Origin of the sequence: Candidatus Magnetobacterium casense, assembly GCF_019173545.1 — a bacterium.
In the GTDB taxonomy this organism is placed as follows: domain Bacteria; phylum Nitrospirota; class Thermodesulfovibrionia; order Thermodesulfovibrionales; family Magnetobacteriaceae; genus Magnetobacterium; species Magnetobacterium cryptolimnobacter.
The window spans coordinates 1-4,912 of the sequence record NZ_JABXWD010000270.1; the positions used below are offsets into that span (position 1 = coordinate 1).

Genomic DNA, 4,912 nt, shown 5'->3' on the forward strand with positions numbered 1-4,912 from the left:
ACGACTCCGTCAGGGGGATTGTACACAGACACGGCAGCCATCCTGCAACAGCAAGGGCCTTTAATGAGGAGTTCAGCATCCCCACGCCCGGGCATCAGTTGTTTCGCTCAACCAAATACAGATTCCCCTTTGTCAGGCACGGCGAGTTTGCCACCGTGTTGACGGATTACGGTTGCCCGTTTAAGTGTTCCTTCTGCGTGATGAGTGGCATAGGTTACCGTTACAGGAGTGTAGAGGCTGTTATGGAGGAGCTTCTGTTGTTGCGCACACTTGGAAAGCGGGAGGTGTTTTTTATAGACCAGACCTTTGGTGTAAACAAGCGGCGTGCCATGCAGTTGTGCGAAAATATGAAGCAGGCGAGGCTTAGTCTTGGATGGGTGTGTTACAGTCGAGCAGACGTCATCGATGAACAGTTGCTGGGGACTATGAAGGAGGCGGGATGTCATACGGTTATCCTGGGGGTTGAATCGGCCAGTGACGAGGTACTGAGGGCGTATCGGAAGGGCTACACGGTTGACCAGATAAGGCGTGCATTTGCCCTGTGCAGGCGCCACGGGGTCAGAACGGTTGCCACCGTTATAATTGGTCTGCCCCAGGAAACGCGGCAATCAATTGCCGACACTGTGGAGTTCCTGATGGAATTGGATTGTGATTTTGCCTCCTTTAATGTTGCCGTACCGCGGATGAGTACGCCATTGCGCAGGCAGGCCATTGCAGAAGGACTAATCGATGAACACCTCTCCGTAATGGATCAGTCAGGCTCATCGGTGGTTATGCCCACCAGGCATCTCTCCAGGGAACAGTTGTTTGCCCTGAAGTCCGCTGCAATAAGGCGTTTTTATCTGAGACCATCCTATCTGTACAAACGTCTGAAAGGCATTAAAACCCTATACGAGCTTAAGGAACAGGTATCGGAGGGGCTGGCATTGTTGTTGAGTACGTAGGAGGGTTTTTCATTATGCTGTTGATTCAAGGAAAAACATAAAAGTTAGTCAGGTTGTTGGGTGCATAAGAAAGTAGGGGGCTGTTTTTTTAGCCCTCACAAGTGTTTTAGGAGACCCCTCCCTTCTTTACTTTTCTTAGGGGTGAACTATTGTTATACATGTTTCTGCTCAGTATATTATATCTGTCAGGACAATGGAAGAAGATTGTCAGTCATTTAATGTAAGCATACTGACGTCCACCAGAAATTTATTCACCCTAAGGCAATTGGGGGGTTGATTTTTCCCAACGACCTCTGTTATTATGTTTAAGCTAACGTGAAAGCGTAGTGGAGAGGTGGCCGAGCGGTCGAAGGCAGCCGCCTGCTAAGCGGTTGTGGGTGTCAAAGCCCACCCAGGGTTCGAATCCCTGCCTCTCCGCTGTTATATTAAGGCCGTCGAGCCTGTATCTCTGTCGCCTCATCGAAAAACGCCACGGTAACCCAAAGCTTAAACCATCAACTTGAAAGTTTATCCCGTATTGTTATATGATACGTAAGGGTTGTTTCACAACTCAAACGTTTGACAAATGAGAGGATACTATGATGTTATCAAGAAGAGGATATCTTTTTCCTGTGGTAGTCTTGATCTGTGTACTGAGTTTAGGTCTGTCTTTTGCCGAAGCAGCCACCCTGACGATTAATTTAACTGGCACCGGCTCAGGGACCGTTACGGCATCAACGGGAACTATCACCTGGAACGGCTCTACAGGCACCGTTACGTATAGCACTGTAACACAGGTAACACTAACGGCCACGGCAAATACCGGTTCAACGTTTACAGGCTGGACGGGATGTTCCACCAGCACAACGCCATCCTGTGTACTGCTGATAAGCTCCGACAAATCAGTTTCGGCCAACTTTAACACAATCGTCAAAGGTAAGCAGAGTGACTTTAACGGCGACAGCAAGAGCGACATAGTCCTGCAGAACCTCAAGACCGGGGAAACCGTCATATGGTTCATGGACAGTACCAATATCTCAAGCATGGGCGTACCTTCAACCGTTGACCTCACATGGCAAATAAAAGGTGCCGGGGATTTCGATGGCGATACCAAGAGCGACATCGTATTACAGGACCTCGCCACCGGTCAGATCGTTATCTGGCTTATGGATGGCGCCACGATCAAGAGTATAGGTACCCCTTCCACCGTCGGACTGACGTGGCAGATACTGGGCATCGGGGACTTCAACTACGACGGTAAGAGCGATATCGTCTTCCAAAACCTCACCACGGGAGAGGGTGCTGGAGAGGTTGCTATCTGGCTCATGAATGGTACGTCGATAAAAGATAGCGCTATCCCCGCTACGTTAGAACTCGCCTGGCTCATAAAGGCTGTGGGTGATTTCAATGGCGACGGTATGAGCGATATTGTCTTCCAAAACCTGACAACCGGTCAGATTGCTATCTGGCTTATGAACGGTACTGCAATTGCCGGCACGGGTTCTCCTGCAACCGTTGACTATCTCACCTGGCAGATCAAGGGAGCCGGCGACTTTAGCAACGACGGCAAGAGCGACATACTCTTCCAAAACCTGACAACCGGTCAAATCGCTATCTGGCTCATGAACGGCTACACAATTACCTACACAGGCACACCGGGAACCTTAGATTATCTCACCTGGCAGATTAAAAACGTAGGCGACTACGACAACGCAGGCTCAAGCGACATCGTATTTCAGAATCTCGCAACCGGTCAGGTAGCTGTCTGGCTGATGGATGGCACGACGATCTCCTACGCAGGTTCACCGGCAACCGTAGATTATCTCACCTGGCAGATTAAGTAATCCGGTCCCCTGCGCAGAACTATAAATTCGCAATTTTATCCTGCCCCCTCCCCCAAAGGGAGGGGGATATACACAAGCTACCCTGGTCCCATTACCAGTATACTGAAATGACACAGGTTTTTTCAGACATGATAATTGAGCGTGAAATAATGGGGTCAAGGGGACTGGTCCCCTTGCAGGGGGTTCTGAAGGGGGGCGGAGGGGGTGGGGCACCCCTGCCACAAACCGCCCCTTTCTTTCTTGTATTGCACACAATCGAAACGCGCTATAAAGTGGTGTTTGATGAGTATTGTTATCTTACCGGCAGGCAGGCAGCGGTATATCAGCAGGTGGAAGTCTGCGGCGCCTATGCGAGTTCCGTATCGTCATGGCTGTAGGGGGGGTGACAGATGCAGAGGATTCTGAGAGGGGTATCGTGAGTGTTTTTGACACAGTGCAGGGTTGCAGGTTTTATGTAGACCGTGTCGCCTGTTTCGATGTCGAAGCACATGTTATCGAGGGTCATAGTCCCTCTTCCGCCGGTGACGTGATAGACCTCCCCGGCAGCCATGTGCCTGTGCAGAGCGGTTGCACACCCCGCATGGACAACGGCCTCGGCCACGCTCAACCCCATGTCACCGTGATACCAGGGATGCAATAACTCCCGAATCTCCGAACCATCCTTGGTGATGTATGGGATAATGTCCTTGTATACAGTCTTCATGCAATGAACCATATCCCTCCAGTGGTATTCAGCTTGTGGGCCGCCTGTAGGGAACCTTGGGCGATGCCTTCGCTATCTTGTCACGAACCATCTTTGTATCTGGATGGTCAGCCCCGTAGAAGGCTTCAAAGATGCTCAGAGCCTTATTGTAATACTCAAGGGCTTTCTTCTTTTTGTTTAAAGCATACCAGACACCACCTATGTTGTTATAAGCTCTGGCTACGTTAGTATGGTTTTCGCCATAGACCGACATGTCTATTTTTAACGCCTTTTCGTAAAGCTCAAGTGCTTTCTTTTTATCACCTAAAGCAGACCAGACAAAGCCTATGTTGTTATAAGCTCTGGCCACGTTAGTATGGTTTTCGCCATAGACCGACATGTCTATTTTTAACGCCTTCTCAAGAAACTCACGTGATTTATTGTTATCACACAGATAATACCAAGCTTCACCTAGGCTATTATAATCTCTGGCAACATCAGGATGATTCTCTCCAGAAACATCAATGTCGATTTTTAATGCCAGGTCAAATAACTCACGCGCTTTTTGGTGCTCATCTAATTTACCACGGACACTTCCCATATTGACATAGCACGTAGCAACATCAATATGGTTTTCCCCATGAACAGCCTTGTATATTTCCAACGCCCGTTCATAAAACCCAAGCGCCTTTTTATAATCGCCTGATTCATACCAGACGCTTCCAATACTGTTGTATTCTCTGGCTACGTTAGTATGGTTTTCGCCATAGACCGACATGTCTATGTCTAACGCTCTGTTTAAACATTTAAGCGCCTTGTTATAATAACCCAACTCAGACAATGCTAATCCTGTGAGGTTGTTCAACTCTGCTATCCTGGCATGAGAGGCGCCATAATTATCGACACATATATTGATTGCCAGATCAAATAAAGCAACAGACTCCCTAAATCGCCCTATATACTTCAGATGTATCCCCACCTCTTTTAAGAACTCAGCAATTATCGGATTTTCATGCCCATAGATATCACCTGCATAACCTATCGTGCCTTCATAACATCCAATCAATTCCTGATAACGCTCCGGATGTTTAAACGTGTTGCAATGTTCAACCTTCTCTTTTAAAACAACCATTCTATACAACTCATGACCGCTTTCGGATAACGTATCAACAACGTCAGAGTCAGGGTCTAAGCTAACATAACTGCACGATTGCAAAAATGATGGGACTTCGCTTATTTCTACACCATTGAATAAAATCAGCACAATCTTGATATAAGGTCTTTCCTTGATACGCCTTTCGATATCCTCAACGATGCGGCTAAAGAATCTATCCTCCTTAAATCCAGGCCCAAAAACAACAGCCACCGAATACGAACTGGATAACGCCTCCGTTGCAGCTACACGCCAGTCATCACCAGGTATCAAGTCCCATTGATCAAACCAGACACTGACACCATTATCA

General features: G+C 48.0%; 4 protein-coding genes and 1 tRNA gene. 3 read left to right on the forward strand and 2 right to left on the reverse strand.

Translation table 11 applies throughout. From position 1 onward, the window contains the following. The 3 genes from HWQ67_RS13050 to HWQ67_RS13060 all read left to right on the forward strand — a co-directional run. Positions 1–944, forward strand: a 944-nt coding sequence (locus HWQ67_RS13050) for a B12-binding domain-containing radical SAM protein (RefSeq protein WP_218253128.1), incomplete at its 5' end; no start/stop codon positions are given. A 328-nt stretch (positions 945–1,272) separates the two neighbouring features. Further along, positions 1,273–1,361, forward strand: a tRNA-Ser gene (locus HWQ67_RS13055). A gap of 194 nt (positions 1,362–1,555) precedes the next feature. Continuing rightward, complete coding sequence (locus HWQ67_RS13060; RefSeq protein WP_218253129.1) at positions 1,556–2,767, forward strand: VCBS repeat-containing protein; 1,212 nt, start codon at positions 1,556–1,558, stop codon at positions 2,765–2,767. A 346-nt stretch (positions 2,768–3,113) separates the two neighbouring features. On the opposite strand, the gene HWQ67_RS13065 is transcribed toward HWQ67_RS13060, so the two are convergent. Beyond that, positions 3,114–3,470 (reverse strand): cupin domain-containing protein, encoded by a 357-nt coding sequence (locus tag HWQ67_RS13065; RefSeq protein WP_218253130.1) that lies wholly within the window; start codon positions 3,468–3,470, stop codon positions 3,114–3,116. Between the two features lie 28 nt (positions 3,471–3,498). After that, positions 3,499–4,912 (reverse strand): tetratricopeptide repeat protein (locus HWQ67_RS13070; protein ID WP_218253131.1); only part of this gene is annotated, 1,414 nt, incomplete at its 5' end.